The sequence below is a fragment of the Candidatus Nanopelagicales bacterium genome (assembly GCA_028687755.1).
Classification (GTDB): Bacteria; Actinomycetota; Actinomycetes; order S36-B12; family S36-B12; genus UBA11398.
In genome coordinates this window covers 156,844-181,654 of the sequence record JAQTZL010000004.1, presented here as the reverse complement: position 1 = coordinate 181,654, position 24,811 = coordinate 156,844, and the positions used below count along the sequence as shown (strand labels likewise).

The 24,811-nt window shown below is 53.7% G+C and carries 25 protein-coding genes, 2 tRNA genes and 1 other RNA gene; 12 read left to right on the top strand and 16 right to left on the bottom strand.

Annotated elements, in window-relative coordinates; all coding sequences use genetic code 11:
* Window positions 1–2: 2 nt before the first annotated feature.
* Window positions 3–470: a GatB/YqeY domain-containing protein gene (locus PHN51_07455; GenBank protein MDD2818614.1), complete on the bottom strand. Its 468-nt coding sequence runs from the start codon at window positions 468–470 to the stop codon at window positions 3–5.
* A 61-nt stretch (window positions 471–531) separates the two neighbouring features.
* Here PHN51_07455 and PHN51_07450 point away from each other — a divergent pair, with 61 nt between their 5' ends.
* From PHN51_07450 to PHN51_07440, 3 genes are read left to right on the top strand one after another with little or no spacing between them, the layout of a single operon-like run.
* Window positions 532–1,455, top strand: coding sequence for a metallophosphoesterase (locus PHN51_07450; protein MDD2818613.1), 924 nt, complete (start codon window positions 532–534; stop codon window positions 1,453–1,455).
* A gap of 36 nt (window positions 1,456–1,491) precedes the next feature.
* Window positions 1,492–2,271, top strand: coding sequence for a sulfotransferase family protein (locus PHN51_07445; GenBank protein ID MDD2818612.1), 780 nt, complete (start codon window positions 1,492–1,494; stop codon window positions 2,269–2,271).
* A complete protein-coding gene (locus PHN51_07440) occupies window positions 2,249–2,941 on the top strand; it encodes a DNA alkylation repair protein (protein ID MDD2818611.1) in 693 nt (230 codons plus the stop codon). The genes PHN51_07445 and PHN51_07440 overlap by 23 nt, the downstream gene beginning before the upstream one ends.
* On the opposite strand, the gene PHN51_07435 is transcribed toward PHN51_07440, so the two are convergent.
* The 6 genes from PHN51_07435 to ffs form a co-directional block, all read right to left on the bottom strand.
* Window positions 2,942–3,985, bottom strand: a complete 1,044-nt coding sequence (locus PHN51_07435; protein ID MDD2818610.1) for an aspartate-semialdehyde dehydrogenase — start codon at window positions 3,983–3,985, stop codon at window positions 2,942–2,944.
* Complete coding sequence (locus tag PHN51_07430; GenBank protein ID MDD2818609.1) at window positions 3,982–5,268, bottom strand: aspartate kinase; 1,287 nt, start codon at window positions 5,266–5,268, stop codon at window positions 3,982–3,984. Before PHN51_07430 ends, PHN51_07435 begins: the two co-directional genes overlap by 4 nt.
* A 423-nt stretch (window positions 5,269–5,691) precedes the next feature.
* On the bottom strand, window positions 5,692–6,285 hold the full coding sequence (gene recR, locus PHN51_07425; GenBank protein ID MDD2818608.1) for a recombination mediator RecR: 594 nt from the start codon (window positions 6,283–6,285) through the stop codon (window positions 5,692–5,694).
* Complete coding sequence (locus tag PHN51_07420; protein MDD2818607.1) at window positions 6,285–8,123, bottom strand: DNA polymerase III subunit gamma and tau; 1,839 nt, start codon at window positions 8,121–8,123, stop codon at window positions 6,285–6,287. The genes recR and PHN51_07420 overlap by 1 nt, the downstream gene beginning before the upstream one ends.
* Before the next feature lie 57 nt (window positions 8,124–8,180).
* Entirely contained in the window at window positions 8,181–10,274 is a 2,094-nt protein-coding gene (locus PHN51_07415) for a hypothetical protein (protein MDD2818606.1), read from the bottom strand.
* Window positions 10,275–10,291: 17 nt separating this feature from the next.
* Window positions 10,292–10,388: signal recognition particle sRNA small type (gene ffs / locus PHN51_07410), an RNA gene on the bottom strand.
* Window positions 10,389–10,446: 58 nt separating this feature from the next.
* Between ffs and PHN51_07405 the strand changes: the two genes are divergently transcribed.
* The 3 genes from PHN51_07405 (at window position 10,447) to PHN51_07395 (ending at window position 11,770) form a co-directional block, all read left to right on the top strand.
* Window positions 10,447–10,531 (top strand) — tRNA-Ser (locus PHN51_07405).
* Between the two features lie 59 nt (window positions 10,532–10,590).
* A tRNA-Ser gene (locus PHN51_07400) sits at window positions 10,591–10,680 on the top strand.
* 265 nt (window positions 10,681–10,945) lie between these two features.
* Window positions 10,946–11,770: an FTR1 family protein gene (locus tag PHN51_07395; GenBank protein ID MDD2818605.1), complete on the top strand. Its 825-nt coding sequence runs from the start codon at window positions 10,946–10,948 to the stop codon at window positions 11,768–11,770.
* On the opposite strand, the gene PHN51_07390 is transcribed toward PHN51_07395, so the two are convergent.
* The 5 genes from PHN51_07390 to PHN51_07370 are packed head-to-tail and all read right to left on the bottom strand — an operon-like array spanning window position 11,736 to window position 14,115.
* Entirely contained in the window at window positions 11,736–12,374 is a 639-nt protein-coding gene (locus tag PHN51_07390) for a LytR C-terminal domain-containing protein (GenBank protein MDD2818604.1), read from the bottom strand. The genes PHN51_07395 and PHN51_07390 overlap by 35 nt on opposite strands.
* Window positions 12,371–12,850: a nucleoside deaminase gene (locus PHN51_07385; GenBank protein MDD2818603.1), complete on the bottom strand. Its 480-nt coding sequence runs from the start codon at window positions 12,848–12,850 to the stop codon at window positions 12,371–12,373. Before PHN51_07385 ends, PHN51_07390 begins: the two co-directional genes overlap by 4 nt.
* Before the next feature lie 16 nt (window positions 12,851–12,866).
* Window positions 12,867–13,277, bottom strand: coding sequence for a hypothetical protein (locus PHN51_07380; GenBank protein MDD2818602.1), 411 nt, complete (start codon window positions 13,275–13,277; stop codon window positions 12,867–12,869).
* Window positions 13,278–13,280: 3 nt separating this feature from the next.
* Complete coding sequence (locus PHN51_07375; GenBank protein ID MDD2818601.1) at window positions 13,281–13,955, bottom strand: disulfide bond formation protein B; 675 nt, start codon at window positions 13,953–13,955, stop codon at window positions 13,281–13,283.
* A gap of 10 nt (window positions 13,956–13,965) precedes the next feature.
* Window positions 13,966–14,115 carry a DUF5993 family protein gene (locus PHN51_07370; protein MDD2818600.1) on the bottom strand — a complete coding sequence of 50 codons (150 nt, stop codon included), beginning with the start codon at window positions 14,113–14,115 and terminating at the stop codon, window positions 13,966–13,968.
* A 172-nt stretch (window positions 14,116–14,287) separates the two neighbouring features.
* On the opposite strand from PHN51_07370, the gene PHN51_07365 reads away from it, so the two are divergent.
* Genes PHN51_07365 through PHN51_07355 form a run of 3 tightly spaced genes read left to right on the top strand, consistent with a single transcriptional unit; the run spans window position 14,288 to window position 17,624 of the window.
* Window positions 14,288–15,850 (top strand): circularly permuted type 2 ATP-grasp protein, encoded by a 1,563-nt coding sequence (locus PHN51_07365; GenBank protein ID MDD2818599.1) that lies wholly within the window; start codon window positions 14,288–14,290, stop codon window positions 15,848–15,850.
* Window positions 15,844–16,749 carry an alpha-E domain-containing protein gene (locus PHN51_07360; GenBank protein MDD2818598.1) on the top strand — a complete coding sequence of 302 codons (906 nt, stop codon included), beginning with the start codon at window positions 15,844–15,846 and terminating at the stop codon, window positions 16,747–16,749. Before PHN51_07365 ends, PHN51_07360 begins: the two co-directional genes overlap by 7 nt.
* A complete protein-coding gene (locus PHN51_07355) occupies window positions 16,749–17,624 on the top strand; it encodes a transglutaminase family protein (protein ID MDD2818597.1) in 876 nt (291 codons plus the stop codon). Before PHN51_07360 ends, PHN51_07355 begins: the two co-directional genes overlap by 1 nt.
* 31 nt (window positions 17,625–17,655) lie before the next feature.
* On the opposite strand, the gene PHN51_07350 is transcribed toward PHN51_07355, so the two are convergent.
* From PHN51_07350 to PHN51_07335, 4 genes are all read right to left on the bottom strand, one after another.
* The gene (locus PHN51_07350; GenBank protein ID MDD2818596.1) at window positions 17,656–17,937 is read right to left on the bottom strand and encodes a metal-sensitive transcriptional regulator; all 282 of its coding nucleotides are present in this window, start codon (window positions 17,935–17,937) and stop codon (window positions 17,656–17,658) included.
* A 64-nt stretch (window positions 17,938–18,001) separates the two neighbouring features.
* Window positions 18,002–19,231 carry an NAD(P)/FAD-dependent oxidoreductase gene (locus PHN51_07345; protein ID MDD2818595.1) on the bottom strand — a complete coding sequence of 410 codons (1,230 nt, stop codon included), beginning with the start codon at window positions 19,229–19,231 and terminating at the stop codon, window positions 18,002–18,004.
* A gap of 32 nt (window positions 19,232–19,263) precedes the next feature.
* Entirely contained in the window at window positions 19,264–20,166 is a 903-nt protein-coding gene (locus PHN51_07340) for an aldo/keto reductase (protein ID MDD2818594.1), read from the bottom strand.
* Between the two features lie 22 nt (window positions 20,167–20,188).
* Window positions 20,189–21,991 (bottom strand): ABC-F family ATP-binding cassette domain-containing protein, encoded by a 1,803-nt coding sequence (locus PHN51_07335; GenBank protein MDD2818593.1) that lies wholly within the window; start codon window positions 21,989–21,991, stop codon window positions 20,189–20,191.
* Between the two features lie 65 nt (window positions 21,992–22,056).
* Here PHN51_07335 and PHN51_07330 point away from each other — a divergent pair, with 65 nt between their 5' ends.
* The 3 genes from PHN51_07330 to PHN51_07320 all read left to right on the top strand — a co-directional run bounded on the left by PHN51_07330 (window position 22,057) and on the right by PHN51_07320 (window position 24,762).
* The gene (locus tag PHN51_07330; protein ID MDD2818592.1) at window positions 22,057–23,109 is read left to right on the top strand and encodes a hypothetical protein; all 1,053 of its coding nucleotides are present in this window, start codon (window positions 22,057–22,059) and stop codon (window positions 23,107–23,109) included.
* Window positions 23,110–23,221: 112 nt separating this feature from the next.
* The gene (locus PHN51_07325) at window positions 23,222–24,427 is read left to right on the top strand and encodes an ammonium transporter (GenBank protein MDD2818591.1); all 1,206 of its coding nucleotides are present in this window, start codon (window positions 23,222–23,224) and stop codon (window positions 24,425–24,427) included.
* Complete coding sequence (locus tag PHN51_07320) at window positions 24,424–24,762, top strand: P-II family nitrogen regulator (GenBank protein ID MDD2818590.1); 339 nt, start codon at window positions 24,424–24,426, stop codon at window positions 24,760–24,762. Before PHN51_07325 ends, PHN51_07320 begins: the two co-directional genes overlap by 4 nt.
* Window positions 24,763–24,811 lie beyond the last annotated feature (49 nt).

Below are 24,811 nucleotides of genomic sequence, written 5' to 3'. Positions count from 1 at the left end.
ATTTATCCCATTCCGAGGGCGGATTTCACCTCGGCGGCCACGAAGCCACCGTCGGCACGACCCTTGACCTGCGGCTGGACCAGCTTCATCACTGCGCCAAGGGCAGCTCCACCAGTGGCTGGGCCGGCTTGAACTTCAGCGACTGCGGCAGCGATGATCGCCCGGATATCTGTGTCACTCAATGAGGCAGGCAGGTACTTCTCCAGCACACCGAGCTCTTCGCGCTCCTTATCGGCAAGTTCTGGACGTTGGGCATCGTCATACGCCTGGGCGGCTTCCTTGCGCTTCTTTGCCTCACGGCCAAGCACGGTCAATACGTCATCGTCGCTGAGCACGCGGGCTTCCTTGCCCGAGACCTCTTCATTGGACACAGCGGTGAGAGCCATCCGCAGGGTGGATGAGGTCAAGGCGTCTCGAGCCTTGATCGATGCGGTCAGGTCTGCGTGGAGCTGTTCCTTCAGGGAAGTCATGGATCCATTGTGGCCTAGAACCCAATTGGTGGGAACCGCTTTGGGATGGGACGATCAAGGTATGGGACTTGGCAAGAAGTTGGTGGGCACTGCGGCAATTGGTGCGGCCGGCTTGGCCTATGCCTACTGGGAAGCCCAGCAGTTCACGTTGCGTCACAAAGAAGTCACGGTGCTTCCACTTGGTCAATCTGATCTGCGAATCCTGCATCTATCCGATTTGCACTTCATCCCAGGTCAAACAAAAAAGCATGAATGGCTGCACTCACTTCGCGATACCAATCCAGATCTCGTTGTCGTCACTGGTGATTTCTTGGCGCACCTCGATGCCATCCCACACATACTCGACAGTCTTGATCCACTCTTCGACATCCCTGGTGTCTTTGTCCTTGGTAGCAACGACTACTTCGCGCCACGGCCTATTAACCCAGCGAAATACTTCCAGGGGCCTTCACAGCTTGAACCAACCCGGCCAATGCTTCCATGGCACGATCTTGTTGATGGTCTACAAGACAACGGCTGGCTCGATCTTTCCAACACTTCCGCGATGGTCACTGCAGACGGTCGAACCCTTGATGTCCGCGGCGTTGATGATCCGCACATCAGCCGCGATCGCTATGACCAAGTCGCAGGAGCTTTCGATACTTCCGCTGACTTAGCCCTCGGGGTGGTGCATGCGCCTTACCGCCGTGTACTTGATGGCTTTATTGGTGATGGTGCTGATCTCGTACTTGCTGGTCACACGCACGGGGGTCAATTACGCGTTCCCGGAGTCGGTGCATTGGTCACCAACTGCGATCTTGATCGATCACAGGCACGCGGATTGAGTGAATACGACGTGCTCAGCGCTGATGGCAGCTGGCACGTTGCTCCGCTGCATGTATCTGCTGGGTGCGGCACGTCCCCTTATGCACCATTTCGTTTTGCTTGCCGACCAGAAGCAACACTGCTGACGCTTACCTCTCCAGTCTCTGCAAATCTTCGTTAACCTTCACCTTCCACCGAGCCTTAAGGAGTAACAGGTATGGACCGCCGTCCCGCTGTTCGCGACCTCGGTAAAACCACTGGTAAATATGTGCAATCAATGGGTTGGCGCTCGGTCAATAACCACGTGAATATTTCGCTCGTGAACAAATACATCTACTTCGAGGTTCCAAAAGCTGGTTGCGGAACCATGAAGTCAACCCTTGGTGGCCTTGAAGCAGCACGCTTCAATGAATCACTTGTGGAACTTGTGCAAGACAACCCACATCAGCGCAAAAATGCGACACCCTTCATTAAGCCCTATCAACTACCTAACGATGAACTTGAAGATGTGCTCACCAGCCGCAAATTCACTCGGTTTGCAGTAGTGCGTGAACCCGCGTCACGTTTACTTTCAGGTTGGCTAGAAAAAATAACGCAGGGTTTGCAACAGGCCGAACCAATCTTTGAGATCTTGAAGGAACAAGGTCGCGCACCTGAAGAACCAAAAGACATTTCCTTCGCAGACTTCATCGATGTGGTGTGTGCACTTCCTTCGCGTCAGCAAGATCCACATTGGCGCCGCCAAACAGATCACATCGGATTTGATCTCTTTAAGTTCAATGCGTTGATCCACCTCGAAGAACTTGAAAATTCATGGGATCTACTTGGCAAGCTCACTGGAGCGCCCGGACTGAAGGAAGACTTCTTCTGCAAGAAGGCCACGCACGCTGGGTCACATATGAATGAGCACTACACCCCTGAATTACTTGCCAAGGTTGCTGACGCATACGCCTCTGACTACAAGGCCTTTGGTTATGACTTACCGCGTTTGGGTTAAGGCCACCAAGGAAGCGTTCGCTCCTCTTGGTGATCCCAACACCGCTGAGGGTGCAGCGAACTACATGAAAAATATTGCACCGTTCATTGGTATCTCAACTGTGCCTCGGCGAGCAGCACTCAAAGCCGTGTGGAAACCTTTGCAGCCACTTGATGAAATCAACCTTGCAAAGTTTTGTTCGGCCATGTGGAAGTTACCCGAGCGTGAATATCAATACGCAGCTTGCGACCTGCTGGCCTGGAATAAGCAGCAGCGCAGCGCGGACTTCCTGATTCATCCCCTTAAGGATCTCGTTATTGAGAAATCCTGGTGGGACACCATCGACGCCCTGAACTCAAATGCGGTCAACCCACTTATCCGTCAACACCCTGAACTGGTAGACACCATGTGGGAATGGATAGAGGCCGACAACATTTGGTTAGTTCGCACAGCCATTCAGCATCAACGCGGCAATCGCGATAACACCGATCTTAATTTGCTCTTTGCTATGTGCGAACAACACATCACCGAGAAGAACTTTTGGATCGCTAAAGCAATCGGGTGGGCACTTCGAGATGCTTCCGCTTATTGGCCAGCCGATGTTCAGGCTTTCATTGATCGCAATCCTGGAATCTCAAGCGTTGCTCGGCGAGAAGGCCAGCGTGGCATTGATCGAGCTACTGCGAAGTAACTACTTCGATGCAGCGATGATCTCAGCGATCTGAACTGCGTTCAGCGCTGCACCCTTACGCAGATTGTCATTACTGACAAACAGCGCTAGGCCCTTGTTATCAGCCACGGATTGATCTTGACGGATACGTCCGACAAATGATGGATCGGCGCCTGCGGCCTGCAAGGGGGTTGGCACTTCGGAAAGTTCAACACCAGGTGCGCCAGCAAGGAGAGCGGTTGCCTGCTCTGGAGTAATTGCCTGATCAAATTCTGCATTGATCGACAACGAGTGGCCACTGAATACTGGAACTCGCACACAGGTTCCAGAAACCAACAGGTTTGGAATGTCGAGAATCTTGCGGCTTTCATTGCGCAGCTTTTGTTCTTCGTCCGTTTCCAAAGAACCATCGGTCGCAAGATTTCCTGCAAACGGAACAACATCGAAGGCGATTGGCGCGACGTACTTCACCGGCGCTGGGAAGTTCACCGCGCGGCCATCATGCGTCAGTCCCTCAATATCTTGATTCACAACTGCGCGCACCTGTGATGCAAGTTCCTCAACTCCGGCAAGGCCTGAGCCAGAAACGGCTTGGAAGGTGCTCACGACAAGACGACGCAAACCTGCAGCAGCGTGCAATGGCTTCAACACTGGCATTGCGGCCATCGTGGTGCAGTTGGGATTCGCGATGATTCCCTTACGCATGTCTTTGATTGCGTCTGGGTTCACTTCGCTCACTACGAGTGGAACATCAGGATCCATGCGCCATGCAGAAGAGTTGTCGATCACGACTGCGCCAGCAGCTGCGTACTTTGGAGCAAGTGCTTTCGAAGTTGAACCGCCGGCTGAGAACAGCGCGATATCAATGCCAGTGAGATCTGCAGTCTCGGCATCTTCAACAACGATCTCTTCGCCGCGGAAGGTGAGAGTGCTGCCCGCCGAGCGCGAGGAAGCCATCAAACGCAGGCGTTCAATTGGGAAGTTGCGCTCTTCTAGAAGGCGAAGCATCACTGAACCAACCTGACCGGTTGCTCCAACGACAGCAACATGCATGCCACGGCTCATCGTCCAGTTCCTCCGTACACCACTGCTTCTCCATCAGCATCAAGACCGAACGCGGTATGCAAGGCCTGAACGGCACGCTTTGCATCATCAACACGAGTCACAACCGAAATTCGAATTTCAGAAGTGGAAATCATTTCTACGTTGATACCGGCATCAGCTAGAGCCGAGAAGAAGTCAGCGGACACACCTGGATGTGAACGCATGCCTGCACCAACGAGAGAGACCTTGGCAACCTGATCATCAAGAATGAGATCTTCAAATGCGATCGCTGAGCGCTTTGCTTCCAGCGCTTCAAGCGCCTTCTTTGAAGATCCCATTGGGCAGGTGAAGGAAACGTCAGTGCGGCCTGTAGTTGCAGCCGAAATATTCTGCACAATCATATCAATGTTGATGGATGCATCAGCAAGGGCACGGAAGATCGCTGCAGCTTCACCTGGCTTATCGGGCACGCCCACCACAGTGATCTTTGCATCGTTCACATCTGCAGCGACACCGGAAATGATCGGTTGTTCCATGGCTTTTCCTTCGGAGATAGCGGTAGCAATGGCTTCAGGTGACAACACGAATGTGCCATCAAGTTGAGAGAACGACGAACGAACGTGGATGGGTAGATCAAATCGGCGTGCATATTCAACGCAACGAAGGTGCAACACCTTTGCGCCAACAGCGGCGAGCTCAAGCATTTCTTCATACGTGATGAAAGGAACCTTGCGTGCTGCAGGCACAACACGTGGGTCTGCGCTGAAGACGCCATCAACATCCGTGAAGATTTCGCATACAGATGCATTGAGTGCTGCCGCAAGTGCAACCGCCGTGGTGTCTGAACCACCTCGACCAAGTGTCGTGATGTCTTTTGTGTCTTGAGCAACACCTTGGAAACCAGCAACGATAGGAATCGCACCGGCAGCGATGGCTTCTTGAATGCGGCCTGGGGTGACATCGATGATCTTTGCGGCGCCATGGGCGGCATCGGTAATAAGACCAGCCTGTGAGCCCGTGTATGAACGAGCGTCTTCACCAAGATCAGCAATAGCCATCGCGAGCACTGCCATTGAAATGCGCTCACCCGATGTCAGCAACATGTCGAGTTCGCGAGCAGGTGGGTTCTCACAGACCTGCTCAGCGAGCTCGAGTAATTCATCGGTGGTGTCGCCCATCGCCGAGACCACAACAACCACATCGTGACCAGCGCGCTTGGTCTCCACAATGCGTCGGGCAACACGCTTCACCGAGGCGGCATCAGCCACGCTCGAACCGCCGAATTTCTGCACGATTAGGGACACGAGAGAGAAGTCTACCCGGCAAAACGTAAGCGTTTTCCTCAAGGGTTTATCCACAATCGCACGCCTACATGGGTCCTGTCCACAGTTCTAGATTCGCCATGGACGCAGCGATTTCAACCGACTTACCTTCACCGGATCTCCCCTTTCGGCATGGGTGCGCAATCACGGGCGCACCTTTGCTGAAGGGAGGAGGTGAAAGGTGGATCGGAAATTCGATCAGGGAAAGCGAAAGGCCCTGATGAACAGCCAGAAGTTGATAGCCATGGCTTGCATCATCAGAGCCCTCGCGGAACTCATCCGGACCCTCAAGGGCACCGGGTGACCTTTCGGGGCGGCAAGGGGACCTTTCAACCCCTGTCGCCCCCCAAATATAAAACGAAAGTACTCAGAGTTCAAGATCAGCAGAGCTAGAAAGCCTTGCAATTACACGCGTCGGCGGCCTTCAAAGGCACGGCCCAGCGTGACCTCATCGGCATATTCAAGGTCGCCGCCAACGGGCAATCCACTCGCTAAACGCGACACCGCGATGCCAAGGGGAGCAATCATGCGCGCAAGGTAAGTAGCAGTCGCTTCACCTTCAAGGTTGGGATCTGTGGCAAGAATGATTTCAACGATGGTGGCATCGGATAGCCGCGCCATTAGCTCACGAATGCGCAAATCATCGGGGCCGATACCTTCGATTGGGCTGATTGCCCCACCGAGCACGTGATAGCGACCCTTGAATTCACGAGTCTTTTCAATGGCTACTACGTCTTTTGATTCTTCGACCACGCACAGGATTGTTTGATCGCGACGAGGATCGCGGCAGATGCGACATTCCTCTTCTTCAGCAACGTTGCCACACACCGCGCAGAAGCGAACCTTTTCTTTCACTTCGCGTAAAGCATCTGCCAAGCGCATGACGTCAGTTGGATCGGCAGAAAGAATATGAAATGCAATGCGCTGCGCGCTTTTTGGGCCCACGCCGGGAAGCCGACCGAGCTCATCAATGAGATCTTGAACAATGCCTTCGTACATCAGTGTTCAATCTCGCCGATTTGGGTGGCACCCAGCGCGCGAATGGCCAGATCAATACCTGACTCGTCATCTACGTCATCGTCGTCAACGCTTGGCGTATCCACTTCAGCAATCACCGCAATTGATTCATTCGCTAATGAACCATTTGGGGCAACTGCGTTTGGTGCAAGCACCACATCAATACGCACATCAGCACGCATCACGTCAAGAATTGCTTGACGCAGACGTTCATCGTGACCACTGGTGCGCGCGTTGTTGACCTGACCAGCATTGGGTACACCAACTGCCAAGGTTCCGTCAGCAATAGAAAGCGGCTGCGAAGCGTTGAACAACATCCACGCAACGCGTGAATACGCCTTGGTTGCATCCATGATCGCTGGCCACATTGTGACGAAGTCTGAAAGCGCAGGCGTATCTCCGATTGCTCCCGAAACAGGTGCAACTACAGCAACAGTCTCTTCAACAACAGCCTTTGCCGGTGGTCCAGCCTTAGGAATCTTTGGCGCAGCTGGTGGTTTCGCTCCAGCCGCAGGTGCAACAGGAGATTGAGTTTCTGGTGTTGCTTTCGCCGCTGTTGAAGGCGCAACAGCAGAAAGCTTTGGTGGGCTTGCTGGCACGGCAGGTGGAGCAGGTGCAGCAGGTGCAGCACTTGCCTTTGATGCCACAACTGCATCAACGGGAGCAGAAGCCAAACGACGTTCAATTTGGTCAAGACGAGCGCGAAGCCCGCGTTCATCAGCATCAATCGCCGGCAACAACAAACGGGCGCACATCAATTCAAGTTGCAGCCGTGGAGCTGTTGCGCCTTTGAGCTCACTCAATGCTTCGCTTACGACATCGGCTGCGCGTGAAAGTTCAGCGGCACCAATAAGTTGTGCTTGTTCGAGCTCACGGGCAATCAACTCATCTGGCCCGTCGATCAATGACATCGCTGCCGCGCCTGGCACATGCTGCAGCACAATCAGGTCACGCAAACGTTCAACGAGATCACTAACGAAGCGGCGGGGCTCGTGGCCTGCATCCATGACCTTTTCAATGGTGCCAAACAGAGCCGCGCCATCACGGGCAATCAGTGCATCAACGGTTTCATCCAGCAAGGTCATGTCAGTCATACCAAGCTGCATCACTGTGTCGGCGTACGTGACACCTTCACTGCCAGCTCCGGCAATCACTTGGCCAAGAATTGAAAGCGAGTCACGAACACTGCCGGCACCTGCGCGTGCAATCAACGCGAGGGCTGCCGCATCAGCAGCTACGCCCTCTTGATCGCAAATGGATGCAAGGTGAATTTGCAATTCACGCGTCGACACTAAGCGGAAGGTGTAGTTGTGCGTACGCGAGCGAATTGTTGGCAGCACCTTGTCGACTTCAGTAGTCGCAAAGATAAAGCGCACATGCGGTGGTGGCTCTTCAACAAGTTTTAACAGTGCGTTAAAGCCTGCGGAGGTCACCATGTGGGCTTCATCGATGATGTAAATCTTGTAACGCGAGGATGCAGGAGCAAACATTGCTCGTTCGCGAAGGTCGCGAGTGTCATCAACACCGCCGTGGCTTGCGGCATCAAGCTCAATAACGTCGATGGAACCTGCTCCATTGGGTGCAAGATCCATGCAGCTTTGGCACACACCACAAGGGGTTGGAGTTGGACCCTGTTCGCAGTTCAGCGACCGAGCCATGATGCGTGCGGTTGAGGTTTTGCCACAACCACGAGGTCCAGCAAAGAGGTACGCGTGATGCGTGCGGTCGTTTTGCAGTGCGCGGGTCAGTGGACCAGTGACGTGCTCCTGACCGACCACTTCCGCAAGGGAAGCAGGGCGATAAGTGCGATACAGGGCCATGGACACGGGTGCCACCTTATTGGCTCGTACCGACACTCTTCGTCGCGATCAGTTTCACTACCTCTTCACGACGCCAATTGGCGAGGAATAGGCCGAGTAGATCTGACCAGGCCAACCCACGGAGCGAATTCTCACGTTCAGCACGCCCTTTGGGACATTGACCAAATCGAAAACAGCACTTGTGCTACCCACCTTGGAGCCAACAGGATCGCCGAAGGTTGTCCAACTCGTAGACCCTGGCCACTGATACGAGAACTCGTAGCCCATCACGTTGCGGCCGCCAGGCACTGCGGTATCCGGGGCGGCCCAAGTGATGGTCATCCAACCAAGCGATGAGTCGTACGTAGCATTGACGTTCACTGGAGCGGGTAGTTCATTGGTGAACTGGCGCCGCGGTGATTCAGGCGATGGCCTGGATCGCTTGCCGCTTGTTGAAAGCGTGGACACTCGAAATTCCACGGTATCGAACTCATCGGCACCAACCTGCTCGCGCGTTAGACGCTTTGACGGGACCGTGTTGCTTGTGGTTGCCAAAACTTTCCAAAGAGTTTTCTTCGAAACGTTGCGACCTTCAATGCGATAGCCCTCTAATAAATCAGTATCAAGTGAACTGCCCTGCCATGTCACGACTACCGCTGAGCTGTTGATAATCGCATTGACGTTATTTGGGGGTGTGACGTTTTTCGTTACGACCATTCTGGCAGGTGTGGACCAATCGGAAGTCTTACCGTTGACCATCGCTTGCACCCGGAAATCAAAAATGCTTCCGGAAAGATCGAGCCAAGGAGCCTTCTCCGTGTAGCTCTGACCTTCTAAAACGTTCGCAAACCCATTCCATGGTCCCCAAGAACCGCTAGTGAACTTACTTTTACTTTCAATGTTGTAACTCGTTTTATTAGTTGAGCCAAAGGTTTCTACTGGCATATCCCACGTCAATCTCAATTGCGTCCCGGTACGTCCCGCTTGGAGATTGATTGGCGCAGGTGGCGCATCCGTGGTTGGCGTAGTGGTCGTTGATCCCTGATTCGTCGGAGTGCTTGCAGCGGGAGTTGAACTCCGCAATGCATTCCATTTCGCATTCACAACTGGCGAACCCGACCACATTTGAACACCAAGCAAATCAAACGGTGCTGCCGTGTAGAGGTACCAGAACGTTGCATCAATGCCCAGTGCCGCTGAATCGCGATAGGTCTGCTCGAGCAATGTTGCACCCTGCTCGTCCGTGAAGTCTGTTCCTGGTCGCGCGCCTGGGCCGGCGAGTCCGTAGTTCACTTCGGTATCGAAAATCAGTCGATCCAAAAGTGGGGAATCCGGGCCAACGGCTTTCACAACCGCGGTCTGCCACGCTTTGACATCGGCAATGCGCTGCGCCGAAATTCCATCGAATGGAATGTCGCCTGCGGGGTAGGTGTGAATGGTGTATCCATCAAATGGATTGCCGTAACGCCCAAGTGCTTCCAGATAACCCGTGGTGAACTTCGCCGCTGGTGAAACCAAACGAGTTGTCGTTGAAGCCATCATCACAAGCGCACCCGAGTTCGATGACTTGATGATGTCGAACGCAGTATCTGTTAACTCTGCGAGCTGATCGTATGAACCGGTCCAGAATGTTTGAAGGTTCGCTTCGTTCCATACTTCGTACCCAGCAATGCGATTGCCGTAGCGACTCACGACGGCTTGGACGTAGTTCTTCCAGTCGTTGATGTCTTTTGGTGGACTTGCGGTTCCAAGACCCCAACGTGCATCTCCAGCATTTGGATCACTTGCTGCCCAGGTTGGCGTTAATCCGAGAACGAGCATTGGCCGCGCACCTGTTGCTTCTGACTGCGCAACGCGCATATCCAAAACAGACCAGTCAAAAACACCCTTTGAAGGGTTCACGTCTTTCCAAGCTGTCTTCATATCCCACAGGCGATGCATGCCAGCCTTCAGTGGAACAGCACCGGTTACCTCTGGTGCGACTTCCATCGACATGAAGTAGCTCGCACGCGCAGATGCGGTTTGGAACCTCTTGAGGCCTGCATCGATTTGCGTTTGCGTGAGGTCAACGGCCTGCGCACTTGTCGGTACGAAGCTCACGATCGAACCGACGCCTAATACAACTGCAGCGATTTTTGCAATCAACGTATGTGAGCGCGAAATGTTGGCCATGTGCTGATCCTCTACATATAAGGGACCCCTCGCACACCCGCTAGAGCTCACCTGTCCTTGCTGCCTTCCGGCCCTGGGGAGGTTCAGCGAGATAACGCCGCACGAGGGGTCGAGATAACTGTAAGGGCAGGGAAGATTGAGGCCAACTCGGGCGAACGGTAGGCTCCCCCACGGAGGATTCGCCTAGTGGCCTATGGCGCTCGCTTGGAAAGCGGGTTGGGGGAAACCCCTCAGGGGTTCGAATCCCCTACCCTCCGCGTGAAGTAAACGAGGGCACCAAACGGTGCCCTCGTTTCTTACTTGTACCCTCTTCCACGGTGGCGTGTCCGAGCGGCCAAAGGAGCGCGCCTCGAAAGCGCGTGTGGGGGCAACCTCACCGTGGGTTCAAATCCCACCGCCACCGCCAATTCATGGGTATCCAGATTGTTCTGGGTGCCCATGAATCATGTGTGCCCAAGGATTTGGGAGGAGCCCGAAGGGCGACGGCTCCCACCGCCACCGCCAATTCATGGGTATCCAGATTTTCTGGGTGCCCATGAATCATGTTCGGATCCATGATTCGTAGTCAGGACTTTGGTCCCTATTGACCGCATCGGCTTGACATATAACTTAGGTAACCCTAACTTGTGCACATTGATCCAAGTAAGGGTTACCTAAGTTAAGGAGTGCGAATGTTCGCCAATTTTCTGATCGGGTTGCGCGAAGGCATTGAAGCCGCTCTGATTGTGTCGATTTTGGTGGCCTACATCGTCAAACTCGGTCAGCAACATCTCCTTCCTCGTCTTTGGGCTGGCGTGGGATTGGCAATCGCACTTTCCGTGGGATTCGCGGTCTTGCTTGCCGTCACCAGTAATGAACTCTCAGAGCGTGCCGAGCAAATTTTTGCCGGAACTACCAGCATCGCCGCTGTCGCCCTGATTACTTGGATGATTTTTTGGATGGCCAAGCGAGCACGCTTCATTAAGGGCCAACTCCAAGGTGAAGTTGATCAGGCTCTCGAAAAAGGTAGCTGGGCACTGGCGATCATCGCGTTCGTCGCAGTGATCCGCGAGGGATTGGAAACCGCACTATTTCTCTATGCAGGAATTTCCGCGAGCGGAGGCACCAGTGAGCCAGTGATTGGTGCGCTTCTGGGATTAGTCACTGCGGTGATCATCGGCATCATCATTTATCGCGGTGCAGTGAGTTTGGATCTCGCAAAACTTTTCCGTTGGACCGGCTTCGCACTCATCATCGTTGCGGCAGGCCTTCTTGCATATGCCGTTCATGAGTATCAAGAAGCTGGGTTACTTCCTGGCGAAGATACCGTCGCATTCGACATCAGCTCAACCATTCCACCTGAGAGCTGGTACGGCTCACTTCTCAAGGGCATCTTTAGCTTCCGCCCGGTAACCACCTGGCTAGAAGTTGTTGTGTGGTGGGCATATGCGGTGCCAGTACTGGTGTTGTTCTTGAAGAAAACTAAGCGGCCGGTACCACAGAAGCAACTGGCGTAGCACCGAGCGTTGCCGCTGGAGTTGGGCAACCAGGGCCCGACGGGCTCGGTGTTGGTGACGCCTTCTTCGCTGCAACGGTTGCGTCATCAACAACAGCGGTGAACCCACTGCCGATGATCACATCGACAACACGCTTACTGCGGCCATCAGGAATCAACACCGCACCTGGGAAGTAGTACTCCAACAGTTGCGCAGAAGTTTTGCCTTTAGGTCCGTAACGAAGTTCACCAACACCGGTGATGTCGCGATTACCAACAGCATTGCCAACATCCTTGATGGTGAAACCACGAGCTCGCAAAGTTTGCGCAGTAGTGCCCGCAAGCCCAGGTGTTTTCGTGCCGTTGTACACATTGACACGCACACGTTCAATTGCCGGAAGTGACTGAGCTGCAGAAACCATCACGGTGACACATGGCGAGGGATTCGGTGTCGCAGTTACGGCTTCTGGTTCGCCGCTACCACTGAACATCTTTACGATGCCAAAAATTAATCCAGCAACGACAAGAACTGCTGCTGCAATGGCAACAACGACGTGCCATGTCGGACGACGACGTCGATAGCGACGCGGTGCGATTCGCACTGCACCTTCACGCATCCCGCTCATAAGTCCTCCTGTGCTCGTTGCCCTGCCATGAAATCTCGCACCAGATTGCCACACTCCTCTGCGAGGATCCCAGCGATCACTTCAGGTCGATGATTCATGCGCTTATCACGTGGCAGATCCCAATGCGACCCGCAAGCCCCATATTCCTCATTCCATGCACCAAACACAATTCGATCAATTCGCGACAGCACCGCAGCACCCGCGCACATGGGGCAAGGCTCAAGCGTGACCACGAGCGTGCATCCAGTGAGATGCCAATCCCCTCGAATCGCTGCGGCTTCACGAAGCACGAGTACTTCAGCATGAGCCGTTGGATCCTGGAGGGCTTCGCGTTGATTGACGGCACCTGCAATCACGACACCTTGCTCATCAAGCACTAGGGCCGCGATCGGCAAATCGCCCGTAATAGGACCCACCTGTGCCACTTCAATGGCTTGTTGCATAGCTGCGAGGTAGGCGTTGTGCACGTGATCCACTCCTTGAGGATAGGCCCTAGGAGTTTTTTCCTTTGTGTGTCATCTTCATCACGATCACGATCAGCACAAACATCACGATGGAAAATGGTGCCCAGATCATGCGTTCGACCTGAGAAGGCGTTGCTAGGTTCACCACGATTGCTAAGCCGGAATAGACCGTGGCAAACCAAGCAATGACGGTGACGATTCTTGGGTTGTAATTCCTCATAGGTCCACGACCTGCACGCGCAAGTATGCCGAGCGCCATCGCGCAAAGCACCACTACTGACAATGCTGCAATCGCACGCCCACTCGTAGTTAAGGACCCGCTCGTGCCACCACCTTGTGTGTACTCGCCCCAAGGTGCACCGAACATCACGAGCAGTTGAAAGATAACCACAACGCCTAGCATCGCTACTGCAATTCCGGCTACCCGTTGTGCATTCATTGCTTAATGCTCAACAGCTGCCTTGCGGCGATTTAATAAAATCCCAACCGCAACTGACACAACACTCAATCCAGCGATGAACAGCCAGCCACCAAGATCGCCGAGCCCAGAAATATTCGCTGGATCATCTGGGCACATACCGAGGCCACATTCAGGAATCACACTGATGGCAATCACTAGAAGATCTAAGAACACTGCAGTGATGACTGCATACGTAATAGCGCGCAGCACCCCAGCCTGCTTACTGATGCCTTGATCGTCACAGATTAATGGCGTGTTCCAGAACAACAAGATTGCACAACCAATGACGCCAACAGCAAAGGTGACGAATGCCCAGGTGTAGAGATGCCAACCAAGAAACTCCGGCCCGTAACCTGGATCAGTTGGGCTTGCTACATGCAAGAGAATCTGTCGAATACTTCCCGCAGCACCAGCACACGCAGCCAAAATACTGATCGCGTAATGCTGCGCCTTCATACCCCACAGCAAATTCATCACCGGCCCAACAGCAAGGCCGATCATTCCCGAACGCTGCACCAGACACAGCGGACAAGGCTGTTCACCAATTCCTAATTGCAAGTGAAGTGACCCGGCAAGCACACCGAGCAGCCCAACGAGCGCCAATACATTGATGATGCGAGCCAGGCTTACCTGGCGTTCCACTGAAAGTCTTGTCATCACGCCAGCCTTAGAAGTTCAATGGGATGGGATCGGTCATATGAGCCTTGAGCAGGATCACCGTGACGATCAGGGTTAATAGCGCCAAGCCTGGGGTCCAGCGCCATTTTTTGAATATCCCGAAAAAGACCAAAATCCACAGAACGAACATCGAAAGCATCACGGGTTCACGCTAACGAAACATTGGCGCAATACCCGCCTTGAAACCGAAACATTTTGGAATTACGGCACAACATCGCGGAAACACCGGCGCCCTACCGTCACAACTGTGCTCAGAACCTCTGGGCCGCGGCAATTTGCAAGACCAGTGGTTCGGGAGGTGCGTGGTGTCAGTGGCGACGAGGTCAGGTCCATACGACGAAATGCTCGTAGATGGCGAACCGCGCTCAACTCACCGTGCCCTTGCTGCCACGCTGGATGAACTCGGTCCAGAAGGTCTGGCCGAACGTGCTCGTCAGCGCGACTCCTACCTTGACCGACATGGCATCACCTTCACCCTCGGTGAGCGTGAGCGTCCATTACCCATGGATCTGGTTCCGCGAATCATCACGCCATCAGAATGGTCTGATGTAGAAGCAGGAGTAATTCAGCGCCTACATGCGCTGGAAATGTTCCTTGCCGATGTCTATGGCGATATGGAAGTTCTCAACGATCAAATCATTCCTCGCTCACTAGTCACAAGTTCCACTCACTTTCATCGCCAAGCGTGGGGATTAAAGCCGTCGAACAATGTGCGCATTCACGTTTCCGGGATCGACCTCATTCGCGATGAACAGGGTGTGTTTCGCGTCCTTGAAGACAACCTGCGCAATCCATCAGGCGTCTCTTATGTCTTAGAAAACCGACGCACGCTCGCTCACGTTCTTCCTGAAGTCTTTGCCAAGCACCGAGTTCGCCCCATCACTGAATATCCAGAACGCTTACTGGAAGCTCTGCGCGCATCAGCAAATGAATCTGTGAACGATCCAAACGTTGTTGTGCTCACTCCTGGTGTTCACAACTCTGCCCACTATGAACATGCATTTCTTGCGCGCTATATGGGCGTAGAGCTCGTGGAAGGCCGCGATCTTTATTGCCGTGAAGGTCGTGTTTGGATGCGCACGACTTCAGGGCCACGTGTCGTTGATGTGATTTATCGGCGCATTGATGACGACTTCCTGGATCCTGTGCACCTCAATGCAGACAGTGTGCTGGGAGTTCCAGGGCTCATTAACGTTGCGCGCGCAGGCAATGTGGGTATCGCTAACGCCATTGGCAACGGTGTTGCCGATGACAAGGCTGTCTATCCCTATGTACCAGCGTTGATTCGTTATTACCTCGGTGAAGAACCAATCCTTCCAAATGTTGATACCTACGACCTCAGCGATCCAGAGCAGCGCGAACATGTGATTGCAAATATTGAAAGCATGGTCGTCAAGCCCGCTGATGGTTCCGGCGGTTACGGCCTGGTCATGGGCCCGACCGCGACTGAAAAAGAAATCCTTGGAGCGATTAAGGCGGTGAAGGAAGACCCACGCGGCTGGATCGCTCAGCCAGTGGTGCGTTTTTCTACCTACCCCACAATTGTTGATGACGGATCCATTAGTCCGCGCCATGTGGACTTACGGCCATTTGCCGTTAACGACGGCAAGAACGTCTATGTGCTTCCCGGTGGTTTGAGCCGGGTGGCTTTGCCAGAAGGCAGTCTCGTTGTGAATTCAAGTCAAGGCGGAGGCTCAAAAGATACGTGGGTACTTGAAGACTCCATGACGATCGAGCGACCGATCCCTCTTGAGGTTCCTCGCGCGGTCACGATCGACATGGATGTTCCCGAGCGCCTGGATGCGCCATCTGCTCACGACGACCGGATGTTGCAACAGGAACGTCAGCAGCAGCAAGGGGGCATGTCATGTTGAGTCGCATTGCAGAATCCTTCTTTTGGCTTGGGCGCTATATCGAACGCGCTGAAGCAACGACTCGTATCTTGGGTGAGCACTATCAGCTCATCGTTGAAGATCAGTCGATCTCAGAGCCAATGGCTTGCGCGGTACTCCTTGATGCACTCTCCTTGCCGCACATTGGTGTTGAAGATGGTTTGTTGTTGGTGCGAAGCGTTGTTGGCGAATCTGGATTGCCGGCAACAATCACGGGCGCAGTTGGCGCTGGGCGTGACAACGCACGCGCGGTTCGAGATTCACTTTCCACTGACACGTTCGAAGCACTGAACGCGGCTCACCTGTTTCTCTCACGCGGGCTTACCCATTCATCAAGCCCCGGTGTTGGACTTCACCGCATCTTGGAACGCTTGCTTGTGGTCAACGGTGTAATCGACTGGACCATGCCGCGCGATGAGGCGTACTACTTCATGAAACTCGGTCGCAATATCGAACGCATCGACATGATGGGCAGATTGCTCGCCATGCGACATGAGCAGTTGTGGCCAAACTCGGGACCAGTTGCAGTGCTCCGTGCAGCTGGTGCGCTCTCAGCCTTCTTGCGTAAGAGCGGACCTTTTCAAGGTGCAGATGTGCGCAAGTTCCTTGTACTAGATGAAACATTCCCACGTTCAATGCGCATGTGTGCAGCAGATGCTGAGTTGGCCGTTCGTGCCCTAGAGAGTTTGGGTGTTGGCGATGGCGGCATGTTGTTGCGTGAAGTCGGCATGCTTCGCTCCTCACTGGAATACACCACAAGTGATGATCCGGTGGAAATTAATCGTTTGATTGCCGATGCGCGCCAAGCAGCTATCCGTGCATCAAATCAAGCAAATAAGGCTTTCTTCCGCCAACACGGCACAATCGTTTGGAGCCACTAATGAGCACCGCGATACATACCGGCCGTCGATTGCGCATTTCACATCACACCGGCTACCAGTACGCAGCATCTGTTGAAGCCTCATTCAATGAAGTGCGGATGAGTCCACTCAATGGCGATGGTCAGGTGCTACTGAGTCACGAACTTCGCATTGAGCCATATGCAGCTATTCAAAGCTATACAGATTATTGGGGCGCACTCGTTGAATCCTTCGATGTACATACTCCGCATCGAGTGCTTGAAGTTACCTCTGTCAGCACCGTCGATATTCCGCCGATGAAAGCTGAAGCACTCGGTGGCTCTTGGCATAGCGTGCATAGTGATGAAACCCAAGATCGCTGGGTGGAATTTCTCACAAGCACCTCATACGTTGATGCGCCCGATACAGATGTCTCACGCATGTCCGTCGTACGCGACTTGCGACATACCGGCAGCCCTGCGATCGCCGTGCACGCAGCGATGGAAGCAGTGCGCAATCAAATTACCTACACACCTGGCGCAACCAATGTCTCGACAACCGCGGGTCAAGCATGGGCAAGTGGCGTTGGTGTATGCCAAGACTTCACTCATGCGATGTTGTCGATCCTGCGCGCATTGCGCATTCCATCGCGATACGTCAGTGGTTATCTGCATTGTGAAGAAGAGGCGATGGGGATGACCGTGACTGGTGAATCACACGCCTGGGTGGAGTACTGGGATCACGGTTGGCACGCAATTGATCCAACAAATAATCGTGCGGTTGGTGCGGCGCACGTCGTGGTCGCGCGGGGGCGCGACTACGGCGATGTGCCGCCACTTAAAGGTATTTACGCCGGAGGGAAGAGCGGCAGCTTGGGTGTAACCGTGGAAATCACGCAGATTGCCAGCACAATTTAGGTAGGAATAGCAAAGGTGAAACTCGCTGTAACTAACTACGCACCAAACGTGCAATTGCAGCGGTGACTTCAGTCAATTTTTCGTCCATGTCAACAGTGTCATCGTTCATTGCGTTGGTGACACATTCAGCCAAGTGACCTTCAAGCATGAGGATTGCCACTGACTGCAGCGCCTTTGTTACGGCTGACACTTGAGTCAGTACATCCATGCATTGCGTGTCTTCTTCAACCATCCGATGCAACCCACGGATTTGACCTTCAATGCGGCGCAAGCGCACGAGAACTGCGGCGTTGCTCGCTGAAACCTCTGACATGGCTACCTCCAAAACGACAGTCTAGTACCCACTGGGGGTATCTGGCATCTTGGCAATGGATCAGTTAGTCAATGACAACGGGGCGCGAGCCCACTCCCCAGACCAAGTAATTCCACATCCAGTTGGCTACGACGCTTACCCGGTTACGGCCACCAGTCAAATAGAACACATGCAATCCAAGCCACGCCAACCACGCTGGCGTGCCATGTAGGCGGATGCCCTTGGCCTCAACGACTGCACGACGGCGCCCAATCGTGGCCATTTGGCCTTTGTCCTTGTAGACAAATTCGGTCAGCGTCTTGCCTTGATGCTTGGCCTTAATCTGCTTGCCAACGTGAATACCCATTTGCATCGCAACAGGGGCAATCATGGGAAGTGGCCGACCATCTGGACCTTCTAAGGACGCCGCATCACCAATGATCCACACGCCGTCGGTCAGCTCCAAGTTCTTATCAACACGAAGTCGGTAGGAACGGTCCGCTAAACCAAGGGTCGCCCACTGTTCATGAGCAGCGACACCAGCGGCCCAGACAATCGTTCCCGCGTTCAGCACTTCGCCTGACTTCAAATGAACGTCAGTTGGATACATGCGGTCAACGGATGCATCTACTAAAACTCTTGCGCCAAGATCTTCGAGTTCACTCTTTGCATGTGCACTCGACTTCTCACTGAACATCGGCAACAAACGCGGGCCAGCCTCAACCAAAGTTACCGATGCGAACTCGGCCAAGTCAGGGAATTCACGCTTCATTGAACGCTGAAGTTCAGCAACTGCACCTGTTACTTCAACCCCCGTTGGCCCGCCACCAACAACAACCACGCGCAAATGCTCTTTTGGACGATGCCCGTTTTCAATCTCTTCATAAGTGTTGAGCAAGCTATTGCGGATCTCCCGCGCTTGCCCCATGGTCTTCATTTGCAACGCATGTTCAGCAACACCTGGCACACCAAAAGTTGTCCCCGTGCTCCCTGTTGCGAGAACCAAATCGTCGAATGGCAGTACTGCGCCGTCTTCAAGGCGGATGTTCTTGCGCTCAGTATCGATGCGTACAACATCTCCACGGCGGAAATCAACACCTGGGATAGCTCCCCGCACTGAATATGCGATGTCGTCCTCCGACAAGCCACCTGTTGCAACCTGATAAAGCAATGGCGCAAAGAGTTGATACGGGTTGCGATCAATCAACGTGACATGAATTCCATCGGTCTTGCTCATTTCACGAGCAGCACGGAGCCCACCAAATCCCGCGCCGATGATTAAGACCTTACGATCGCTTTCACGAGCTTCATTCATAGCCGCTACCTAAAGTTAATAATGCAGATCGCTTACGCAGTTTCAGGAACTGTGTTGTTCAACCGAGTCATTTGCTCTGCTGACAACTTCACCGTTGCCGAACGAACGATGGAATCAACCGTCTCAGGGCGAGTCGCACCTGGAATATTGATCACGACCGGCGAAAGCTGTGAGAGCCACGCAAGCGCAACTTCCTGAGCAGTCGCGTTCACTTCAACGCCAACTTCAGCAAAGTCCACATAACGTGATCCCACTTCTGCGTGCTGTGATGCTCCACCAAGTGGTGACCATGGCAAGTAAGCCAAACCAAGTTCGGTGCAACGATGAAGCGCAACAGTGTTAGCGCGGTACTTAGGTGAGTATTGGTTCTGTACTGATACCAAGCCACCATCAGCTGGGCCACCAAGAATGTCTATGGCAATGTTGATCTGAACATCATCGGCATTTGAAATGCCAACTCGCTTGATGAGTCCGTCATTCTTGAGTGCCAATAGGGCCTTCATCTGATCAATGTAAGGAATTGTGAGATCTGGGCGGTGATGCTGGTAGAGCTCAATTTGTGAGACTCCCAAATTTTTCAAACTCTTTTCACATGCAGCGCGCAATGCTTCTGGGCGTGAATCTTGGCCGTACACGCCACCTGATTCACGGGTAATGCCGCCCTTCGTGGTCACCAGCACGTCAGCCATGTTTGCTGATCCGGTGTAACTGCGCATCGCTTCAGCAACGAGCAATTCGTTGTGGCCCATCGTTGATGATGATGGTGCGTAGATATTTGCGGTATCAAAGAAGGTCACGCCAAGATCAAGTGCGCGATGAATCGTCGCAATCATGCCTTCGCGGTTTTCTAGTTTGACGGGAAATGACATTGGCATGCAACCGATACCAACGGAAGAAACCTGAAGATCACCAATACGGCGCTGTGGCAGAGTCATTATCAGAGTCTAGCGGCGATTATCAGGTGAGGGATTCAGCTACAACAAGCCATTCGGCGTCTAGACCGTCGCGCTTTTGACCGATTTCCTGCAAACGCCGATTCATTTCGCCCAAGCGTTCATGATCAGTGGCAGCTTCCGCCATCTTGCCGTGAATGGTGGCCTCTTCTTCTTCCAACTTGGCCAACGTGCGTTCAATGCGCGCCAGATCCTTTTCAATAATGCGTCGTTCGCCAGCACTCAGGCCCGGTGCTTGAGCCTTTGCCTCTGACACATCTGACGTCGTCGTTCGCGACGAGGCAACAGTGTGACCACGCATTGACCGACGACGCTCAATGAATTCATCAATTCCACCGGTGAGATGCGTGACCGTGCCATCGCCAAAGAGCGCATAGTTGTCATCGCATACCCGCTCAAGGAAATAGCGGTCGTGAGAAATCACAATCAACGTGCCAGCGAAGCTGTCAAGAAGATCTTCGAGTGCTGTGAGTGTCTCAACATCGAAGTCGTTCGTTGGTTCGTCGAGTACAAGAACATTTGGCCCACCCATGAGAAGTCGGGTCAATTGCAAGCGTCGACGTTCACCACCAGAGAGATCTCCAACTGGTGTCCACTGACCGTCGGCGTTAAAGCCAAGACGTTCACATAGTTGTGATGCTGAAAGCTCGCGTCCTTTACCCAACTCAACTCGTGATGCGACTTTTTCAACTGCTTCAAGTACGCGCCACTTTGGATCAAGCTCTTCAAGGTGCTGTGAAAGATAGGCCGGCTTCACGGTCACACCTGTGACGAGCTTTCCTTGCGCTGGTGGAAGTTCACCAAGCAGCATGCGGATGAGCGAGGTTTTACCTGCACCATTTGCACCAAGCAGGCCAATACGATCACCAGGGCCAAAATTCAAATTGACTCGATCAAGAAGTCGGCGTCCGGCGATATCCATCGAAGCGTCTTGCAGTTCAAATACCGATTTGCCTAGCCGAGCACCCGCAAACGCAAGAAGTTCTGTGGTGTTACGTGGTGGTGGCTCATTTTCAATGAGTTCATTTGCAGCATCAATGCGGAACTTGGGCTTCGATGTGCGTGCAGGCGCTCCGCGGCGCAACCATGCGAGTTCTTTACGTAACAAGTTTTGCCGACGCGCTTCTGAAGACGATGCTTGGCGGTCTCGTTCTGCTTTCGCAAGTACATACGCGGAATAGCCACCGTCATATTCTTCGACTTGGCCGAGCACTACTTCCCAGGTGCGATCACATAATGCGTCCAAGAACCAGCGATCGTGCGTGACGACCACGATCGCTAATTTCGGGCGTGACTTCAGATGGTCAACGAGCCATGAGATGACATCAACATCAAGATGGTTCGTTGGTTCATCGAGCAACAGCAGGTCACAGTCATTAATAAGCGCTTTTGCTAACTGCACCCGTCGACGTTCGCCTCCCGACATCGACGCAACGCGAGCATTCAGGAGTTCTTCGTTGAACCCTCCAAGTAATCCGGTGAGTACATCGCGGACCCGGGCATCGCCGGCCCATTCATGAATGGGGCGTCCGGGAACGACCACGCTGGCCACGGTGGCATCAGCATCGGGGCTGTCCACCTGGGAAACCATTTCAACGTGCACATCAGAACCCACGGTCACTCGACCAGAATCAACGCTCTCTGCTCCTGTGAAAACCTTGAGCAAAGTGCTCTTGCCGGCGCCATTACGACCCACCACAGCGATCCGCTCACCAGCGCTCACCCCTAGGGAAACTCCCTCAAGGAGTGGGCGCTTGCCGAAGGACTTTGAGACAGCTTCAATATTGACGAGATTCTTGGGGGCCACGACGCCATCCTCGCAAAGTGCTCAAATGTGCGACACGGCGCACATTGATCGGCTACATTCCGCGGATGCGTTGGCCCCTTTCCAGGGGGGTTAAAGAGGCCACGGCACCTGAGTTGGGGGACTCAACTGTCGTGGCGATGTACGGCAATGGGCTTCATGTTCCCGTTTTGCCTCACGCGATCGTTCCCATCCTGCAGCGGTTGCGCGCTCAGATAACACCTGACGCCGAGTCACATTTCCGTGTTGATTGGGCAGGTATTCGTACTCGCATCGGCATGCTGCCGTGGGCGCCGCAAGAACTTGCCGGAACCTCAACAGACCGATTGCCGGTGCCAACAGACGGATACCGTTCAGAGGCCGAAGAGTATGTCGGCCTTGGACTTTCGCTCATGAACGATCGCGATTCGTATCGCATTGTTGAAGTAGGCGCCGGTTGGGCACCTTGGGTTGTGATGGGTGCAGCAATCGCCAGGCGCGAAGGCAAGAGTGTCACCGGTATTGCAGTAGAAGCCGATGAAATGCGTGCAGGGTGGGCAGTTCAGCATGCACAGGACAACAACATTGAAGTACGCCGCGTAGCCGGAGACAGTCAATCAATTCGCGAACAACTCAGCATTCATCCAACGGATATGACCGTGGTGCAGGCAGCGTGCTGGTTCGAGGAAACCACGTTGCAATTTCCCAAATTAACTGACGATGACATGGGCGGCGCTGTCAGTACTGACGACAACGCACACATGGATTACCGCGGTGCCTTTTTTGATCACATAGCTGTTCCAACAGTGACCTTGGAAACCTTGCTCGCTGGTGATGAACCAACTGACTTGCTCCATATCGACTTACAAGGGCGCGAACTGGATGTGATTCTGCCGAATTTGGAACTCATCGCTCAAAAAGTTCGCTTCCTTGCTGTGGGCACTCACAACCGATATGTCGAAGGCATGCTGCAAGAGAACCTGTTGAAACGGGAATGGGCACTGCTGATGGAATCGCCGTGCACCGCGGTCTTTGATGGGGTCAAACCAAGCCTCACTGGCTTCACTACCCAAGATGGCAACCAGCTCTACGCCAACTCGCGCTTCCGCGATGCCGACCCAATTGTGATTCGCCAGCGTTGATCGCCTCACGAATCCACTCGTCAGCGCCCGTTTACGAAATCTGTCTGTATCACAACTGGGTAAGACTCCGCCGCGGTCTGGACTGGTCTAACCCGCGTCGAAGGAGCCCTTCATGGATGCAATTAATGGTGCCGACACCGCTTGGGTGATGACTTGTGCGGCCCTCGTGCTGCTGATGACCCCAGGCCTTGCGCTTTTCTACGGCGGCATGGTCCGCTCCAAGAGCGTGCTGAACATGATCATGATGAGTTTCTCCGCCATGGGTGTCATCACTGTGGTGTGGGTCATTGTTGGTTTCTCACTTGCATTCGACACCGATTCAGGTGGCGGCTTTATCGGAAACTTCGAACACTTTGGTCTTTCCAACGCCCTCAATCAGCCAGTAGGCCCTGAGGGTCACCAGATTCCATTGCTTGCATTCGTGATATTCCAATTAACGTTCGCGATCGTCACTACTGCGTTACTTTCGGGAGCGATCGCAGATCGTGCGAAGTTCAGCTCTTGGATTGTGTTCATGATCGCTTGGGCGTTGCTGGTTTACGTACCAATCGCACACTGGGCATTCGCACTGCAAGGCGGTACAGGTGGGTGGATTAGTGATCGCCTTGGCGCACTCGACTTCGCCGGTGGCACAGCAGTTGAAATCAACTCTGGTGCATCTGCCTTGGCGCTCGCACTCGTTGTTGGAAAGCGAATTGGTTTTAAGCACGATTCGATGCGTCCACATAATTTGCCGCTCGTTCTTCTCGGTGCAGGCTTGTTGTGGTTTGGTTGGCTTGGATTCAACGCTGGTTCAGCTCTCAGCGCTGGAAGTCTTGCAGCTACCGCACTCATCAACACTCAAATTGCCACTGCGTGCGGTGCACTCACCTGGATTGCTGTTGAAAAATTCCGTGATGGTCACCCGACAACACTCGGCGCAGCATCGGGCGCAGTTGCGGGCGCAGTTGCGATCACTCCTGCATGTGGTTTCGTGACACCTCTTGGTGCGTTGGTGATTGGGCTTGCTGCTGGTGCGATCTGCGCTTGGGCAGTCAGTCAAAAATTCCGATTCGGTTTTGATGATTCACTCGATGTTGTTGGCGTACATGGTGTTGGTGGGTTCGTAGGCATGATCGGCATTGGTTTATTTGCCGCCGTCATCGCCAAGACCATGGGCTTCCGCGCTGATGCTGATGATGAAATCTCAGGCCTAGACACCACGATTCACGCCGAAAGCGCCTATGACTTTGCTGGTGTAGCCGGTGGTGGAAGTATTGCCAGCAGTCACCACCCTTTGCGTGACCTCATTGCACGCAGTCGAGAGGAAGATCAGTGAAGCTGATTACGGCAATCATCAAGCCATTTCGACTTGATGATGTGAAGGAAGCCCTGCACGCAGTTGGCATCCATGGCATGACCGTTTCTGAAGCAAGCGGTCACGGGCGCCAACGCGGACACGTTGAGGTCTATCGCGGCGCTGAATACCAAATCGATCTTGTGCCAAAGATTCGCATTGAGGTCATCGTTGATGATGCTGAAGCAAATGCGACGATGGATGCAATCGTGAATGCCGCACGTACCGAAAAAATTGGTGACGGCAAAGTGTGGATGGTTAACGTCGAATCAGTGATTCGCGTGCGCACTGGCGAACGTGGACCCGACGCTCTGTAAAACCTAGACACATGAAAGTCCCCCTGGCCTCAGGTTGGTCAGGGGGACT